Origin of the sequence: Psychrobacter piscatorii, from assembly GCF_904846415.1 — a bacterium.
Taxonomy (GTDB): Bacteria; Pseudomonadota; Gammaproteobacteria; order Pseudomonadales; family Moraxellaceae; genus Psychrobacter; species Psychrobacter piscatorii.
Genome location: NZ_CAJHAR010000009.1, coordinates 16,646 through 34,840 on the forward strand (window position 1 = coordinate 16,646; position 18,195 = coordinate 34,840).

The window sequence follows — 18,195 nt, forward strand, 5'->3', positions numbered from 1 at the left end:
GTTAGAGCAGCCTTCCTACTTACAATAGGAGCTACTTAGATCATAATTAATAGCTACCAATAAAAAACCTCGCCATTAGTGGCGAGGTTTTTTTATAGTAATAAGGTAAAGTTACTGTATAAACTTATTTGTTTAAATTCAATTCCATCTCTCTGTACTTAGCAGATACCGTTTCTCTTGGGCCACCAGTCATGATACTTACTGCAAAGATAGCGATAGTACTTAAGATAAAACCTGGAACGATAGCAAACAACCAGCTGTTAAGTGCCATACCATTCATCTGGAATGGACCATAAATCCATAAGATCACAGTCAATGCGCCAACAACCATGCCAGCTACAGCACCATTACGGTTCATGCCGCGCCATGTAAGACTGAAGATAACCAACGGTCCAAATGCTGCACCGAATCCTGCCCAAGCATTAGAAACTAAGTCTAAGACTGAGCTGTCTGGATTAGAGGCTAGCATGATAGAGGCGAGAGCAACGGCCACAACCGAAATACGTCCCACTAATACTTGACGAGCTTCTGGTGCATCTTTATCAAAGAACAGTTTGTAAACGTCTTTGGTTAGTGAGCTTGATACTACCAATAGCTGCGATGAGATAGTACTCATGATGGCTGCTAAAATCGCTGCTAATAGGAAACCTGAAACCAACGGGTGGAATAGGAACTGAGTGAATACCAAGAAGATAGTCTCAGGATCGTCTAACGTCATAGCCGTCTTTTGTACATAAGCACGACCAGCAAAACCAGTCATTAGCGCACCGATAAGACTGACAATCATCCAGCTCATACCGATATTACGTGCAGTAGGCACATCTCGTACTGAGCGGATTGCCATAAAACGTACAATAATATGCGGCTGACCAAAATATCCTAAACCCCATGCCATAAGTGAAATGATACCGATGACACTCATACCGCTAGTAATATTTAGTAGGCTTGGATCAATGTTTCTAACGGCTTCAGTCGTGGCTGAAACACCGCCAAGATCCGTAAAGGCAACGACAGGTACAATGACCATCGCAAATAGCATGATGATACCCTGAACAAAATCAGTCATCGATACTGCTAAGAAACCACCGAATAGCGTGTAACCGACAACGACGCCAGCAGTCACCCAAAGCCCTGTGGTGTAAGATAGATTAAGTGAGCTTTCAAAAAGCTTACCACCGCCTACGAGACTTGCTGCTGTGTAAACAGTAAAGAATAAAATGATAACCAAAGCAGAGATTACACGCAGCATATGCGATTTATCTTCGAAGCGATTGGCAAAATAGTCAGGTAAAGTAATAGCATTATCAGCGACTTCAGTATAAACACGAAGACGCGGTGCTACGATGATATAGTTTAAGAAGGCACCAAGGGTCAAACCAAGTGCGATCCAAATACTCACCACACCATCTGCATACATATAGCCTGGTAGTCCGAGTAGCAACCAACCTGACATGTCCGATGCGCCTGCTGAAAGTGCAGTAACTGCTGGACCTAGATTACGTCCTCCTAAAAGATAACCCTCGGTATCATTGGCTTGCTTAAAATAAGCGTAAACACCAATTCCAATCATCACTAAAAAATAGGCGCCAAGTGATATAAGCACGCCACTAGAAACTCCGTTCATATAAGTTATCCTTAACCAACATCGTTGGCTTTAATTATTTTTTAACTATAAAAGTTCTGTCCTACAAGACGATGCCTCAAACAAAATGTCTCAAACAATATTTAAAGACAAAAAAAGCCATTAATTAAGACATAATGGCTTTTTTCAGTATCTTTTGTAGTTTTATATGATTGATGTCGTTATATGGCTAGCACTCATATAGAGATAGAGAACAATGGGAACCTCGCATTCCATTTATATACTGTTGTTGCTCGCATCTGCTATTTATATATGAGTATTAGCAACCTACATAACCAATCAGTGAAACCATTAAACCTACTGTTAACCATGATATCTTACTAGAAGTATTCAATATATGACTATCAGTGTCCTTGTGGTAAATTTTTGTTATTAAAACAACGTCAAGCATATTATAACGTATGAGAGTCACAAATGCGAATAGCTTAAATACTTAAATTGTTATATTAGGATGTTTTTACTCAATAGGCGCCAGTAAATCGAGTAGTGCGGTTACGCTACTAGATTGTGTTAGCTTCGGATTGATAACCACACCTAAGTAACGTTGTAATTCAATATTGTCGGCCATATCGATACGTTCCAGATCTTGACTGACCATAGTTTGCGGAAGTACTGACCAACCCAGTCCAACAGAAACCAGCATCCGAATGGATTCAAGCGGATTGGTACTCATCGTGGCATAAGGTTTTAGGTTATGCTTAGCAAACTCAGCCAAAGTAATCTGACTGGTAAAGGTATTGGCAGAAGGCAAAATAGCAGGATAGCGTGCTAACTGCTCTAAAGTGACATTAGACTTGGTTGCCAAAGGTGACAGAGTACCTGTCATAAAATAAAGCGGATCTGACCAAAGCGTGTGATAGGTCAAGCGTTTATCGTACACAGGCGGTAGCGTGACAAACGCTAACGATAAATCACCATCTAATACGGCTTTATGTGCTTTTTCTGAATCGACAAAATGAACTTCTAACTGAACAGCGGGATAAGTCTGAATAAAATGCTTAAGCACGGGTGCTAGATGATGCAAACCAATATGATGGCTTGTGCCAATCACGAGCTTGCCAGAGACGATATGCTGAGAATGCTGCAAGTTAATCTTGAAGTTCTCATAATCTTCCAACCAACGTTTTGCATGTGGCAGCATCTCACTGGCCGCCTGCGTGGGTACAATCCCGCGGCCTACAGTATCAAATAAAGTAATGTTAAACTCATCTTCTAAGTTTTTGATGCGCTTACTGACGGCAGGCTGAGTGATGAACAGCTTTTCTGCGGCACCTGAAATACTGCCAGTGTGCATAACGGTAACGAATGTCGTCAAGTTTGTGGTGTTCAAACGGATTTCCTTAGCTACTTTGTGAGCTATAAATAAAAGTGGGCTGAGCCAATTATAACGTATTAGAAATAAAAGTTTGCATCTAGTTAAAAATCATCAATTATTATTATAGGATTTGCCTGCTATAATCACAAGACATCAAGGCGTATTGTCACATATTTATTCTTTTAAGTTGATTATTTGCAGTTTAAAGCGTGTTTTAGGCGCTGATTACAGCCACAAATCTAAAATTATTAATGAATAATATTTATACTACACAAAATATAGCAATTACAGAATATATATTTCAATATCATTGATTAGGTAGAAGTTATTGCAAAGTGATGCTCTCACACAAATCATAAAGAGCTGTCATGCGGTTAAATATAACATTATAGATAAATCTAATAGTTAATTGAACAAACAGAACCTTAGCTTACCAATAGGTGAGCAAGCGAAAATCAAGTCAGCAGTAATTAATAAAGGATAGCATCATGGCCGGTCAAACTTTATATGACAAACTTTGGAATGCTCACGAAGTCACCAAGCGTGACGACGGTTCGAGCTTAATTTATATCGATCGCCATCTGTTGCATGAAGTGACGAGTCCACAAGCGTTTGAAGGATTGGAGCTTGCCAATAGAGCGCCATGGCGTCTGTCTGCCAATATCGCCAGTCCTGACCATAATGTGCCAACAGTCACCAAAGAGCGCTCAGCAGGTGTCCCTGGTATTAAAGACAAGGTATCACGTCTGCAGGTTGTCACTTTGGACGAGAACTGCACCAAATTTGATATCGCAGAATTTACAATTAACGATGCGCGTCAAGGTATTTTGCATGTCGTTGGTCCTGAGCAAGGTCTTGTATTACCAGGCATGACCGTTGTTTGTGGTGATTCGCACACAGCGACACATGGTGCACTTGGCTGCTTAGCACATGGTATCGGCACTTCTGAAGTTGAGCACGTATTGGCAACGCAGTGCTTGATCCAGAAGAAATCAAAAAACATGCAAATCCGCGTCACTGGTCAACTTGGTGCGGGCGTGACCTCAAAAGACGTCGTGCTGGCCATTATCGCGAAGATCGGTACGGCAGGCGGAACTGGACATGCAATTGAGTTTGCAGGTCAAGTGTTTGAAGACATGAGTATGGAAGGTCGTATGACCGTCTGTAACATGGCAATTGAGGCTGGTGCTCGCGTGGGTATGGTGGCTGTTGATGATACGACGATAGACTATGTCAAAGGTCGCCCTTATGCACCAAACGAGTCACAGTGGCCACAAGCTGAAGCCTACTGGCGTACATTATATTCAGATGATAACGCAGTATTTGATACCGTGGTTGAGATCGATGGTAGCCAAATAGCACCGCAAGTATCCTGGGGCACTTCACCTGAGATGGTCGTTGATATCACGCAATCGGTACCGACACCTGACCAAGCCATTGATGAAGCGCAAGAAGAGGGTTGGTTACGCGCTTATACCTATATGGGCTTAGAAGCTGGTCAGAAAATTACAGACATTCAGCTTGATCGTATATTTATTGGCTCATGTACCAATTCGCGTATCGAAGATTTGCGTGACGCTGCGGCAGTTATCAAAGGACGTAAAGTGGCTGATAATATCAAAGAAGCCATCGTTGTTGCAGGCTCTGGACAGGTAAAACTACAAGCAGAGGCTGAAGGTTTAGATGCTTTGTTTACCGAAGCAGGTTTTGAATGGCGTGAGCCGGGTTGTTCTATGTGTCTTGCCATGAATGCTGACAAACTTGAGCCGCAAGAGCATTGTGCATCGACGTCTAATCGTAACTTTGAAGGTCGTCAGGGTAATGGTGGTCGTACGCATTTGGTCAGTCCAGCGATGGCAGCAGCAGCAGCGCTCGCAGGTCATTTTGTAGACGTTCGTACGTTTTAAGACTGATAATAAGTAGCTGACATTATGCTTATATCAACGATAAATATATGAGCATGGTGTCGAAATGGTAAAAATTTATTTACTGTTTGATACGCTTATCAAGATCATCAGCCAGCAAAAATATAATTGATAGGAAATTTTATGCAAGCTTATAACACCCAAACCGGTATCGTTTGCCCACTTGATCGTGCAAACGTCGATACCGATCAAATTATTGCAAAACAGTTTTTGAAGTCTATTAAACGTACAGGCTTTGGCGTGAATTTATTTGATGATTGGCGCTATCTTGATGAAGGATATCCGGGTCAAGACAATAGCACACGCGTTATCAATCCAGACTTTGTATTGAATAAACCCCGCTATCAAGGCGCTACTATATTGCTGGCACGCAGAAACTTTGGCTGCGGCTCTAGTCGTGAGCATGCACCTTGGGCGCTTTCTGAGTATGGCTTTCGTACGGTTATTGCACCAAGTTTTGCTGATATCTTTTACAATAACTGCTTTAAAAATGGCATGTTACCGATTGTACTAGATGAAGCGATTGTAGATACTTTAATGAAGGCGACTGTTGCCAATGAAGGCTATGAGCTGACGGCAGATCTTGAGCGTCAGGTAGTTATTACGCCGACAGGTGAAGAGTATGCTTTTGAAGTGGATGCTTTTCGCAAACATTGCTTGTTAAATGGGCTAGATGATATCGGTTTGACCTTGCAGCAAAGCGATGCTATCAAAGACTATGAGCATAAAATGATGCAGAAAACGCCGTGGATCTTTAACGACGTACGCGCTTAGGTAAGGATTTTATGATCCCTTACTCACAAAACTGCTGGCCAGTCGCAACGCAGCGTTGAGTTATGGCGGTGAACTGGCTAAAATGAAGGGTAGTTTTTACCATACTTTATTATCTCTCTTATGAATAGTAGCCGCCATTATGAATAAAAAACGTTATGCTCTATCGACAAGTACGATTGTTGCTGCAAGCTTATTTTTGTCAGGCTGCCAGCTATTGACGGGCTATCAAAAAATAGATGAGGCAGAAAGTGCGAAAGCGTGGGTAGGTAAGATCCAACCCGTTGCTGGCGAAGTAAACATCGCGTGCGTGGGTACTTACCACTGTGAAATCTTGCAAATAGATAAGACACTAGTTATTTCTCCTGACAATCATGAGCCAGTTAATCCTCAGATTGTAGCGTCTTTACCAAGTTATAAAGGCACTGCAACGCCCCAAATGAGCGTAGAGATGACACCGCTCATGAGTAAAAAATCTATAAAGATAGTGCCATTAGCCGCATCTGGTATGCCAGGGTTGACCAACTATTATGCACGGATGATGCCTGCAAAACGTGAAGTCCATGTCAATTTTTATCCAGAGAATAACATGGGATACGTTGAGCGTTTTGCGATGATTCATGATTTTGCGGACGCGGGTACTTATCAGTTACGTGCTTATCAAAAGAAAAGCAGTGAAAAATCTGGCAGTTTATTGGATACAGCGTCGCCTGAGCCTCTATGTATTGATCTATTACAAGGTAATAAGGTGCAGCGCCGATTCTGTAAACAGTTAGGGTCTGAGCACCAAGGTGAGTTTGTAGAGACAGGCATGGTCAAAGTAGTAACGTCAGCATCTAAACCTAAAAAGACCACAGCGTAATAAAAATTAATTGATAAAAATATATCCAAAAGGATTAGTATGGCAACGATTTTAACATTAGCGGGCGATGGTATTGGCCCTGAAATCATGACTCAAGCCATTGATGTACTCAAGGCGGTCAATGAGAAGTTTTCACTTGATTTGACATTAGAGTCTGGATTGATCGGTGGTGTGGCTATTGATGCCACAGGTGAGCCTTTACCTGATGAAACGTTAGCGCGTGCACGTGCAGCAGATGCTGTATTATTAGGCGCTGTCGGCGGCCCTAAATGGGATACGATTGAACGTAGTAAGCGCCCTGAGCGTGGTCTGCTTAAAATCCGTGGTGAGCTGGGTTTGTTTGCCAATTTACGTGTGGCAAAGCTTTATCCGCAGCTAGCCAATGCGTCAAGTATCAAGCCTGAAATTATATCTGGTTTAGATTTGCTGATTGTTCGCGAACTGACAGGTGGCATTTATTTTGGCGAGCCACGTGGTATTCGCACACTAGAAAATGGTGAGCAGCAAGGCTATAACACGATGGTGTATAGCACCAGTGAGATTCAGCGTATCGGCAAAGTTGCTTTTGAGTTAGCAAAAACGCGCGCCCAAGCCGCAGGTACAGCGGCCAAAGTATGTTCAGTAGACAAAGCCAACGTCCTAGAAGTGACTGAGCTGTGGAAGCAAACAATGATTCAGATGCAGCAAGCAGAGTATAGCGATGTGGCGTTATCGCACATGTATGCTGACAATGCTTGTATGCAGTTGATCAAAGATCCTAAGCAGTTTGATGTCATGGTAACAGGCAATATGTTTGGTGATATCTTATCTGATGAAGCGGCAATGTTGACCGGTTCTATTGGTATGTTGCCATCTGCGAGCTTGGATGAGTCTGGCAAAGGTATGTATGAGCCATGTCATGGTTCCGCGCCTGATATCGCTGGGCAAGATAAAGCCAATCCATTGGCGACTATTTTGTCTGTCGCTATGATGCTGCGTTATACCTTTAAACAAGAGGAAGCTGCACAAGCGATCGAGCAAGCAGTCAGTGATGTGCTTGATGATGGCTTGCGTACACTTGATATTTTAGACAGCAGTGAAGCTGGACTCAAGCAAGTGGGCTGCCAAGAGATGGGGCAAGCGGTATTGGCTAAACTGGTATAAATTAGCTAATCTACTGCGGACCCTTCTTATGTAGTTTTCACAGTCTAATCTCGTTCATTTTATACCCATAAACTGCTGAGCAGTTTATGGGTTTTTTCTGTTATATGGTATTGAATCATGCCTTATTGTAAACGGATCAGTGTGTTTGTTCACCCTATTAACAAATGCACAGTAGGAAGAGTCAGTTATTAACATAAAGCTGTTAGGGAATAGTGGTGGGGCTATGGCAATATATTTCTATAATAAATTTTTCGATATTTTTTGATACATGGTAATTATTTAGGGAGTTTTTTTATGTCTCAACTACTTAAAGTTGGCAGCCTTGCTATAGCGATGGGAACAGCGTCCGCATTATTAGTGGGTTGCAGCAGCAATGCTAATAGTACTGAAAATAGCGTACAAACGACTAATGAGAGCAAGTCGTCTAATAGTGGTATGACAGACACTACAACAGATAATAATAACAATGCAGTTACCGAAGCAGAGATGAGTACTAGTAGCAACCAACCTACTAGTAACCAAACTAGTGGTCAAAATATGGATGCTGATATGATGGACAGCACGGCGACTGATAGTAACGACATCAGTCCAGTCACCAATGGCGTTAGTCAGCAAATAGACGGTAATAGCAAGGTCGCAAATTCGCTAAATAAATTATTAACCAAAATTGAATATAATACAGAAAATTTATCAGAAACTGCTAAAAAGGTAAATGAAGCAACATGGAAAGCTGATACCAAAATTGATCGTAATGTCGGTACCAAATTACAAGCGCTACTGAACTGGAATCATAGTGGTGTGGGTGCGGTGGATGGCTATTGGGGCAAGAACACGCGTAAAGCCATGCAGGCTTTTCAGAAGGCCCAAGGATTACCAGTAACCGAAGCGGTCAATGAAGAGACGTGGAAAGCATTGACTAAAAATTCCACGCTTACTTCACAGCCTGTATTAGTCAGTTATCAGCTGACAGACGCTGATGTGAATGTCAAAACTACCCAAATTCCTGCTAGTGCTGAAGCCAAAGCCAAGCTAGATGGTATGTATTATGAAAGCGTCCTTGAAGCCTTGGGCGAAAAATTTCATATCAGTCGTGACTATCTTAAATCGCTTAACCCCAATGCCAGCTTTAAGAGTGGCGAAACCATCATCGTCTATAACCCTGGCAACCCTAATACAACACCAGTGAGCCGAGTGGTCGCTGATAAAAACACGCAAACCTTATATGCATACGATGACAGTGACAATCTGGTTGCCAGCTATCCAACCACAGTAGGGAGCACAGCGACACCTTCACCAACGGGTACGCATAAGGTCAAAGTCAAAATTCACGAGCCAAACTACACCTATACTAGCGATAATGGCAAAAAATCTATTATCCCGCCAGGCCCTAATAATCCTGTTGGTGTGGTATGGATTGGCCTTAGCAAACCATCGTATGGCATTCATGGCTCACCCGATCCTGAACGTATCAGTCGTCAAGCATCAGCAGGTTGTGTTCGCCTTACTAACTGGGACGCACTGAGTCTGCTAGGTGTTATCAAGAACGATGCCACTGTCGAGTTCAAATAACTCATCGTTTAATTATTTCATAAAACGCAGACAAAAAAATACCGCTGAAACTTAGCGGTATTTTTTATGGTAAAACAAACAGCAAATACTAAATAACTAAAACAGTGATAGGCAATAATGAGCAGATTAGCGTTTTCATTATTATTATCAGTTAAACCACTCAAGCGTCTATATCAGCTATCAGCGATAAAATAGCTATTCGACTATTGGCTGTATTTTTATAAATACTTTCATAACCATATGAGTTGGCGAGTATTTAGTTTTTACCACGGTAAGTAATACGACCTTTAGATAGGTCGTAAGGGGTCATTTCAACCTTAACTTTATCACCTGTCAAGATACGAATATAATGCTTACGCATCTTACCTGAGATGTGTGCAATGATTTCGTGTCCGTTTTCTAAACGAACTTTAAACAAAGTGTTAGGAAGGGTATCAATGACTTCGCCTTCAAATTCGATAATATCGTCTTTTGCCATAATTTGTATCAATCAATTAAAAATAAGCCCATATTATACGTAAGTTAGCAGATTAAAGCAATACAGAACCTGGTTTTGACTTGACAGCATGTAAGTGATATGTATGCCAATTTACATTGATTTAGTCAGGTAAGTTTAACCAAATCGGTGTGAGCGGTGCCTGCGGCAATAAACGCTGGAAATGCTCAGGATAATAGGCATTAATGAAGTACAAACCATCCCCTGAGGCAGTAGGCGGCGCAATTGTCCGATCCTCTTTGCTCAAGATGTTTAAAAAGTCTGCTGGTTCTAGCTCATGTCTGCCAATCGCGTATAGCGTACCCATCAAATTACGAACCATGTGATGCAAAAATCCATCTGCTTTTATATCGAACACGATAAACTGACCATGAGCGAAAAGATTGGCATGGCTGACGGTACGTACTGGCTGATTGGACTGACAGGCCGCCGCACGGTAGCTGTTAAAGTTGTGAGTACCAACGATATCGGCAGCTGCCTTTTGCATCGCTGCTAGGTCTAAAGGCTCATAGATATGGGTAACCTGGTGATTGAGTATCGCAGGACGCTGCGCTTGATTAAGGGTGATATAACGATAACGACGGGCAATCGCACCAAAACGCGCATGGAAATCAGCTGGCATTGGCTGAATCCAGCGTAGGGCAATATCGTCAGGCAATAGGCTATTGACACCTCGTAACCAGTTATGAGTAGGGCGATACGCATGAGTGGTAAAATGAGCAATCATATTGCTGGCATGGACACTGGCATCAGTACGCCCAGCAGCGATGACTTCGACGGATTCATTGGCGACCTTGCCGATAGCGGTTTCTAGTGCTTCTTGTACACCCAGCACTTCTCGTTGCCGCTGCCAACCATGATAGTGCGTACCCAAAAACTCAATCGCAATCGCCAAAGTATAGGTTGGTGAACGTTCAGGTTTGATAGTTTCAATCTTAGACATTTTGGTTTCTAAGCTTATAAAGTTGGAATTAATTAAGGAGTATTTATCGCTTTTTGATGCTTGTGCCAGGCTGACTAACATTATTCAACCAGCGCTGTCGGCGTCTTGCTGGACTATCATAGCGCAGTAGCAACCATAACAGCCGTGCATAAATAGCAGGGATGGTTAAGCGTCCACCAGCAATAACGTGATAGTCATATTGCCAACTGCCCGCCGCGTAGCTGTCGCTCACACCGCCAAACGGACATTGACTGGCAGATGTCAGGATGTGTCCATGCTCGTGAACCAAATCAAGAGTCTTTGCTAGTGCAGCTGAATAGGGAATATTCCCCGCGCCAAATCCTAATAGGATAATGCCACAAGGCGGCTGTGATAATAACGCTTGTAGTTGATCATTGAGCACCTGAACATCATTAGGTAAGCAGTATAAAGCATGGATCTTGGCCTGCTCAGCACTTGCTTTGATATTGGGTAGTAAGTCTTGTTGATCATCCAGCCAATGCTGTCTACGGGTATCTGATAGATTTTTTATATAACTGTTGGCTGGATATGCTGCTCGAGAATGCCCAGTAAATGCCATAAGGTCATGACTGTGAATTTTTTGCACGGTTTGCGCAGGCCACGATTCGCCGCCAAAACTAATCTTGACACCGGATTCACCAGCCGCAGCTAGTTTTAATGAGTCGTTAAGGTTGCCCCAAGCATCGCTATCAGCATCGATATCGTAGGAGTGAATCACTTCACTATCTAATAACGGCCGCATACTTCCAGTGACCACAACACAAATATCGCTACCTGCAAAAGCTTCTGCTAAAAATGCACCTAAATAACTCAACGTGTCAGTGCCACTAATCAGGACAAAGCGTCTATCACCTTGACCATAAGCATTCAGTAATAGCTGATAAAAATGTACAAAATCAACTGGCGTAAGCTGGCTACTGTCTTTGATCAGCGTGTTGTCTAGCCATGAAATTGCTGGTGAACCAGTCGTATTGCTTTGCTTAGTCAGTAGTTTTTGTAGCGTAGGTAAAAAGACGTCTGCCGATAAAGGCGCGAGCGGCTTGCCATAGCTACCAAAGGTACCACCAGCATAGATCAATTGAATGGGATCAGACATAGTTTTGGTCATAAAAGAAGATGGCATAGTATCAACACAGTAAATAATTATGGAAAAAGAAGCGCCAGAGCGTTTATTAGTGACAGGTTGAGAGGTCAGTAATAGATAGTATCAGAATTAAATGCAAAAAATCAGCAAGCCTCCGATAATAAGAGAGTGCTTGCTGATATGCATCCGGACGACTTATTATGCTGTGCGCTCAAGTAATAGTTGTGCTTGTTGTTTCTGCTCACTATTACCCTGAGCGATCACTTCATTAAGCAAACGTTTGGCACTGTCATATTCGCCTAATTGTAAATACTGATTGGCTAAATCTAGCGTCACTTGATTGCTATCTAATGATTTTACAAAGTCAAAATCTGCTGCAAAGCGCGATGAAAAATCTTCTGCTGATTCAACCGCTTCATGACTGATATCTGTTTCAGGTTCCACTGGTGCAACGGTAGAGGCTGGGGGAGTCGCTACAGAAGGGTCTAATAAAGAATCAGTGTCTATGATATCGAAGTCATCAGCTATAGGCGTGTCATCATCAAATCTTAACGACGTAACTGGCTTAGTATCTGACGCTTCAAAAGCATTAATGTCAGTGTCATCATTGATCAGTTGTTCTTCAAAACTAAGGTCTATAACGGCATCATCTTCGAGATTACTACTGTCAGAATCAGCGTTTTCAAAGTCAATATCTTCCAAAACAAAGCCATCGATATCACTACTTACGTCAGTAGTAGATGGCTCATTAATCGCGAAAGTGTTAACGGTATCAATGTCGTCTGATTCATTCAGATCGTCTAAAGATAAAGTAAAGTCATCTTCATTGTTTTGAACAGCATTGCTAGAAACTTCTTCTTCATTTTTATTGACAGAAGTATCTTTATCTGCATCGGCTGCTAAATCATCAAAATCTAAGATGAAGTCGTCTTCTAACACTAATTCTTCGCTTTCACCGTCTTGGACATCTGATACGTCAGAATTTTCAATTAAAGTGTTTTCTGCAGGTGAGTCAAAATCGAACTCAAAGTCACTAAGATCGTTGTCTTCTATGACCTCATCATTTTTGACCTCGTTATTTTTGATGGTATCAGTACGGTCGTTTGTAGAAATATGAAGGCTATCATCATCTGTGGCCAATGATGTAACGGGAGTCTCATCAGTAGCATTTGACTCATTGAAATCATCTTCTAAGTCACTGAGCGTCAGATCAAAGCTATCGTCTACGTTTTTAATAGGCTCACTTGAAAACACTGGGCTATCAATAGGTTCATCTATTACTGCATCATTACTATCTTCAATAACAGGACGATCAGATATGTCAGCTGTATCATCGGCTTGATTAGTGGTAGATAAATCGAAATCTAGACTATCAAAACGATCATTATTATCTTCTATTGCTACTTCTGGCGTGGCTACTGGACTTTGCTCTCCAATATATAAATCTTTTAATTCATCAGCAAGCGTAATGGTTTTTGCATCATTATGCGTTTTAATGCTGTTATAGACATCATGAAAGTTTTCTGGCTGATCTAGCGTAGCGTATATGCTCAATAGCTTGATAGATAACTGACTGTCATTAGGCTTTTCGTTTAGTCCACGATTGATCGTTTCAATGGCTTTGTCGTAGCGCTGTTGATCCATAAAACGCTGGGCAATCGTAATGTGGTCAAACTTATTGCTATCATTTTGATTGGTTTGGGCAGCAGTGCCATAATCCGTTTTTGATGCTGGTGCAGCGGCCTTTCTTACTGAGCTTACAGGTGGTTGTGCACTTTGCTTTTGTGCTTTATTTTTGCGCAATAAAAAACCAGCGACTAACAGGATAAGCACCAATCCGGCGATGATATATAGCATATTGTCCATAGTTATTCCTACTCCCAAGATCACAGCATCGTGCGTTGATCCGTTAGGCAATTATTGATTGCGTAGTTTTTTGAGACGAGCTTGTAGCTCAGCCAGTTTTTGATTTTGTAATTGGAGCTTTTTCGTATAGTTGTCCAGCGCGCTGCTGGTTTTTGACAGGCGCTGAGCTTGTGAGGCAGTCTCTTGTCTTGAGGTTTTTAGCGTTGCTAATATATCGGTGCTTAGACCATTGCCCTTATCTGCCGCTGATTTCGCCTGAGTGCCATCTGCATTACCATCATGACCAGGGGCAAGGACAGAAAACTGTGCTTGTGGCAGTTTCTGTGTTTTAGTGGTGGTTGGTTTATTAGGTACGCTGGCCACTTGTGCTGTCTCAGACGACTTTTTGGGTGCTGTTTGCGCTGACTTTTTTACCACAGGCGTATTCGCTCTACGACTGTATTGTCTTTGGGCATTGATGGCAGCTTCTAAATGTTGCTGTGAAGGGATGACATCGTAGCTAGGTAGGCTAAGCTTAGCATCGGCTTTTAACTGATCAGCATCTTTGTTGATAAAAGCATCAGGATTTTGTGACTGAATCTGCTTCATCACTGTTGGCGTATCTAGATTGTTCTCGCGCGCGATCTGCTCCGCGATCATCCACAAGCTATCATTGCGTTGCACCTGATATTGAGTGCTCGCATTACTTGTTGATTTATTGCTAGCTGCACTTGGATTAGTCGTCGTTTTGGATGGCACAGGTGATGCTGTATTAGCAGGTATATTGCTGCCTTGAGCTGCGGCTATAACAGTGCTATCTGAGTCGATTGTACCTTTTGATTTATCTTTCGCTTTAGTGGTTGTTGCTTTGACAGGTGAGCTTGCCATGAGGTCAGAGTCTGCTTTACTGCTTGGCTGTATTTGGCGCGTCACTTGTATGTTTAGGATATCAAGCTGCTTGTCAGTACTTTGCTTATCTGACGCAACTACGTTGTTATGAGCGCGCGCGTCAGTACCGCCTTTATCACCAGGTGTCATTGTACCGCTATTGCTACTTGCTACACTTAATGCACTGTTATCCAAAGTGTTCACCGAGCTTTGGCTGCTACCAAGAGCAGTTGAACGACTGGTACTATTGTTTATGTCAGCATTACCGTTTAAACGACCATTATTGAGGCGGCTAGGTGTATAAGTAAGACTATTGACCTGTGAGGTAGTCATCACTGTTGGCGCCTGAATATTAGGTGCTGGTGATGTAGAAGCCAACAATTCAGTCGCTGGTTCGTTTGGCTTTGATAATTTGGGCGAGGATATAGCAGGGGCAGACATCAGTGGCGGCGGTGCGCCTTTTCTGATCGTCAAAGGTATGGCATTACTTGCAGAAACGCTAGGCAAATTTGGCTTCTTGGCACCTGTGGCGATATTTTTACCAGTATTGATAGGTAAGGTGTTTTTTAATGGCATCAGTAGCGTTTTGGGTACCATATTACGCTGGCCATTATCATTTATCGCTAACACGACATCAGCAAAAGGCTTAGATACCGGCTGTGACGTGGTAATAAAAACCTGACCGCTGGTCGCTGAGGTGGGCTGAAAGCGTACCGTCATAGAGTCAGTCGGGGTCAAACCCATTTGCTGGTAAATGGTCGAGTTTGCCAAACTGGCAGAAAAGTCAGCTGCTCGAATATTACTGACGACGATGCTTGCTACTAAAGGCTCATGCTGGGCTGAAGTGACCACCGTCTTACCAATGGTTGCTGCTTGTACGCTCGGCACTAAGACGGCGCACCCTACAGAACAAAGTAGTGCCATCGATACCGCGCGATGTACAGTAGTCAAGCGACGAGATAGATGACAAGACATGAGCAGCCCTTTAGTATAAATAAGTTGTCTTTGCTGTTATAACAAAATACCGTTTAGTTTACCAGTTTATTTCACAACTGTTGTGTCCAATGCATAAAATGTCTATGTAGTGTTCAGTCAGCTTTTCTATCTAGTAGCATAGCATCGCCATAACTAAAGAATCGATACTGTTTTTCGATAGCATGTTGATAGGCGTGTTCGATAGATGACTTACCTGAAAATGCCGATACTAGCATCAGTAGTGTCGATTTAGGTAAGTGGAAGTTGGTCAGCAACCGATCGATAACGCCGAATTTGAACCCAGGATAAATAAATATATCTGTATCGCCTGACCAACTAGAGAGCGCTTGGCCATCAATGGCAGTTTTTTGATAAGCCGTTTCAAGAACACGCGTCACTGTTGTGCCAATCGCGATAACCTTTTTGCCATTCGCGTGCGTTTGATTGATGAGGTCTGCAGTCATTTGTGGCAAATGCGCATATTCACTATGCATGGTGTGATTGAGTAAATTATCTGTTTTTACGGGAGCAAAAGTACCCGCCCCAACGTGTAGTGTGACAAAAGCGGTGTTGATACCTTTCTCGTCAAGCTTGCTTAGTACCGCTTCATCGAAGTGTAAGCTTGCTGTCGGTGCAGCCACGCTGGCGAGCTTGGCTGGGTCATGAAAAACGGTTTGATAGCGAGTGTTATCAGTATCATCAGCATGACGCTCAAAATAGGGCGGGATAGGCAATTCACCATAAAGCTCTAGATGCGGCAATATCGGCGCATCAAACGCCAAAATGAATAAGTTGTTTTGACGACCAATCATCGTAGCGCTCATATGACCATCGGCAAGTTGTAAGCGTTGACCAAGCTTAAGCGCTTTGCTGGCTTTTACATGGCAAAGGGCAATATGCTCTTGATTGACTGCTTCATCATTGCTGTCGTTTAGATGCAGTGTTACTTCATCCAAGTCCAAGATATCAACTAGGCGTTCAATCAGTACTTCAAGTTTACCGCCAGTATCCTTTTGACCAAATAAGCGTGCTTTCATCACTTTGGTATCATTAAAGACAATGAGATCTCCAGCCTCTAATAAGTCAGGCAGCTCAGAAAACAAACGATCTTCTACACGAGTGTCATTTATTTGAGTATGAGCTGGCAAGTACAAAAGTTTTGAGGCAGAGCGCTGCGCTAATGGGTAGCGTGCAATCAGGCTATCTGGCAGCTCATAGTCGTAATCTTCAACGCTCAGATAATCCAAGACGTCGTTGTTTTTGTCGGTATCAGTTGGCGCGTTAGTATCAGCAGAGTCAATGTGAGAGTCGGTCATAATCAGTCTTTAAATGGATAGGAATTTTGGCATAATTGTAGCAGAAATACCTTTGTGAAAGGATACTTTGCTCAGCAGTAATCATGTATAAGGTATACTTTAAACCTGTAAATAGCCTAAGTAAATATCATAGACTATGTTAATTTACAACGAAGTTTTTATCAGTTGTAGACTAATTTACTCGAATAGATTTAGTTGAGGCAGTAACTGAGCGGCAGGTGCTAACGAAGAAAAAGTCACACCAACTAGCCGAATAGGCAGCTGGCGCGGAATATCCAAAAATAGCTTGTCTAGCCAATAATGTGCAGACTCGGCGCTATCAAACGTCGTAGAAAGCGTGTGTGAGCGGGTGATTTGAGTAAAGTCTGAATATTTGATTTTTAGAGTAATGGTATGAGCGACTAGCTGCTTTTGGTGCATTTGATTAAAGGCATCCGCGTTTTGCTCATATATTTGCGTGAGTAGCGCGTCATCATCATTTAGATTGTCCCTGAATGTGGTCTCTGAACCAACAGACTTGTGAGTGCGTTCAGATTTGACAGGGCGTTCATCGCGGCCATGAGCGATATCATGATAAAACTGACCACGTTTGCCAAATTCTTGTACCAACACGGCAGCTGATATACGCCGAAGATCAGCGCCATTACTCACACCCATCGCGTGCAAACGCGTTGCCGTTGCTTTACCGATACCATGAAAGCGCTCAATAGGCAGCGTACTGATAAAATTTTCAGCATCTTGTGGTGTGATAATGGCCGTACCATTGGGCTTATTGATGTCAGAGGCGATCTTGGCGAGCATTTTGTTAAATGACACACCAGCAGAAGCAGTCAATCCTGTATGTTCTAATATCTGCGCGCGTAACCAATTGGCCATCAATGTCGCTGAGCCTTTGTGTACAGATAACCCTGTGACATCAAGATACGCTTCATCCAATGATAGCGGCTCCACATAGGGCGTTAAACTATGCATAATGCGACGAATATCACTACTGACGGCTCGATAAACCTCGAAACGCGGTCTTACAAATATCACTTCTGGGCAACGTTTGCGTGCCTCATAACACGACATTGCCGAGCGTACGCCAAATTGACGCACCTCATAGCTGGCAGCGGCAACCACACCGCGACCATTAGGATCGCCACCAACCACCAATGGTTTACCACGTAATTCAGGAAAGTCACGCTGCTCCACACTCGCGTAAAAAGCATCCATGTCGATATGAATGATTTTACGAGGATTTGATTGGTTGGAGTCTGTCATGTTCAGTATTTTACCTGAATTAATGGCTTTTTCTATTATCAATTGTTAGAGCCCAAAGTGGCTTTCCCATAAATTTTTGACTAAATCACAATAATATTTAATTATTGATATATATCAATAATTAAATATAGTGTAAG

General features: G+C 42.5%; 14 protein-coding genes. 5 read left to right on the forward strand and 9 right to left on the reverse strand.

The genetic code is table 11. From position 1 onward, the window contains the following. Positions 1-124 precede the first annotated feature (124 nt). Positions 125-1,624, reverse strand: a complete 1,500-nt coding sequence (gene putP, locus JMX83_RS05835; protein ID WP_201599631.1) for a sodium/proline symporter PutP — start codon at positions 1,622-1,624, stop codon at positions 125-127. Between the two features lie 475 nt (positions 1,625-2,099). Then, positions 2,100-2,972, reverse strand: coding sequence for a LysR family transcriptional regulator (locus tag JMX83_RS05840; RefSeq protein WP_058023799.1), 873 nt, complete (start codon positions 2,970-2,972; stop codon positions 2,100-2,102). Positions 2,973-3,445: 473 nt separating this feature from the next. On the opposite strand from JMX83_RS05840, the gene leuC reads away from it, so the two are divergent. The 5 genes from leuC to JMX83_RS05865 all read left to right on the forward strand — a co-directional run bounded on the left by leuC (position 3,446) and on the right by JMX83_RS05865 (position 9,227). Continuing rightward, entirely contained in the window at positions 3,446-4,864 is a 1,419-nt protein-coding gene (gene leuC / locus JMX83_RS05845; protein WP_201599632.1) for a 3-isopropylmalate dehydratase large subunit, read from the forward strand. A gap of 141 nt (positions 4,865-5,005) precedes the next feature. Then, on the forward strand, positions 5,006-5,656 hold the full coding sequence (gene leuD / locus JMX83_RS05850; RefSeq protein ID WP_201599633.1) for a 3-isopropylmalate dehydratase small subunit: 651 nt from the start codon (positions 5,006-5,008) through the stop codon (positions 5,654-5,656). A gap of 139 nt (positions 5,657-5,795) precedes the next feature. Continuing rightward, complete coding sequence (locus JMX83_RS05855) at positions 5,796-6,515, forward strand: hypothetical protein (protein ID WP_201599635.1); 720 nt, start codon at positions 5,796-5,798, stop codon at positions 6,513-6,515. A 39-nt stretch (positions 6,516-6,554) separates the two neighbouring features. Then, the gene (gene leuB / locus JMX83_RS05860) at positions 6,555-7,658 is read left to right on the forward strand and encodes a 3-isopropylmalate dehydrogenase (protein WP_201599637.1); all 1,104 of its coding nucleotides are present in this window, start codon (positions 6,555-6,557) and stop codon (positions 7,656-7,658) included. Positions 7,659-7,952: 294 nt separating this feature from the next. After that, positions 7,953-9,227, forward strand: coding sequence for a L,D-transpeptidase family protein (locus JMX83_RS05865; RefSeq protein ID WP_201599639.1), 1,275 nt, complete (start codon positions 7,953-7,955; stop codon positions 9,225-9,227). Between the two features lie 256 nt (positions 9,228-9,483). On the opposite strand, the gene infA is transcribed toward JMX83_RS05865, so the two are convergent. The 7 genes from infA to dinB all read right to left on the reverse strand — a co-directional run bounded on the left by infA (position 9,484) and on the right by dinB (position 18,058). After that, positions 9,484-9,705: a translation initiation factor IF-1 gene (gene infA, locus JMX83_RS05870; protein WP_021814850.1), complete on the reverse strand. Its 222-nt coding sequence runs from the start codon at positions 9,703-9,705 to the stop codon at positions 9,484-9,486. Positions 9,706-9,826: 121 nt separating this feature from the next. Next, positions 9,827-10,666: a tRNA pseudouridine(38-40) synthase TruA gene (truA, locus tag JMX83_RS05875; RefSeq protein WP_201599640.1), complete on the reverse strand. Its 840-nt coding sequence runs from the start codon at positions 10,664-10,666 to the stop codon at positions 9,827-9,829. 43 nt (positions 10,667-10,709) lie between these two features. Continuing rightward, positions 10,710-11,795: an asparaginase gene (locus JMX83_RS05880; RefSeq protein ID WP_201599641.1), complete on the reverse strand. Its 1,086-nt coding sequence runs from the start codon at positions 11,793-11,795 to the stop codon at positions 10,710-10,712. A 174-nt stretch (positions 11,796-11,969) separates the two neighbouring features. Then, positions 11,970-13,637 (reverse strand): FimV/HubP family polar landmark protein, encoded by a 1,668-nt coding sequence (locus JMX83_RS05885; protein ID WP_201599642.1) that lies wholly within the window; start codon positions 13,635-13,637, stop codon positions 11,970-11,972. A 51-nt stretch (positions 13,638-13,688) separates the two neighbouring features. Next, a complete protein-coding gene (locus JMX83_RS05890) occupies positions 13,689-15,479 on the reverse strand; it encodes a type IV pilus assembly protein FimV (protein ID WP_201599643.1) in 1,791 nt (596 codons plus the stop codon). Between the two features lie 113 nt (positions 15,480-15,592). Then, entirely contained in the window at positions 15,593-16,795 is a 1,203-nt protein-coding gene (gene queA, locus JMX83_RS05895) for a tRNA preQ1(34) S-adenosylmethionine ribosyltransferase-isomerase QueA (protein ID WP_201599644.1), read from the reverse strand. 177 nt (positions 16,796-16,972) lie between these two features. Continuing rightward, a complete protein-coding gene (gene dinB / locus JMX83_RS05900; protein WP_201599645.1) occupies positions 16,973-18,058 on the reverse strand; it encodes a DNA polymerase IV in 1,086 nt (361 codons plus the stop codon). Between the last annotated feature and the right edge of the window lie 137 nt (positions 18,059-18,195).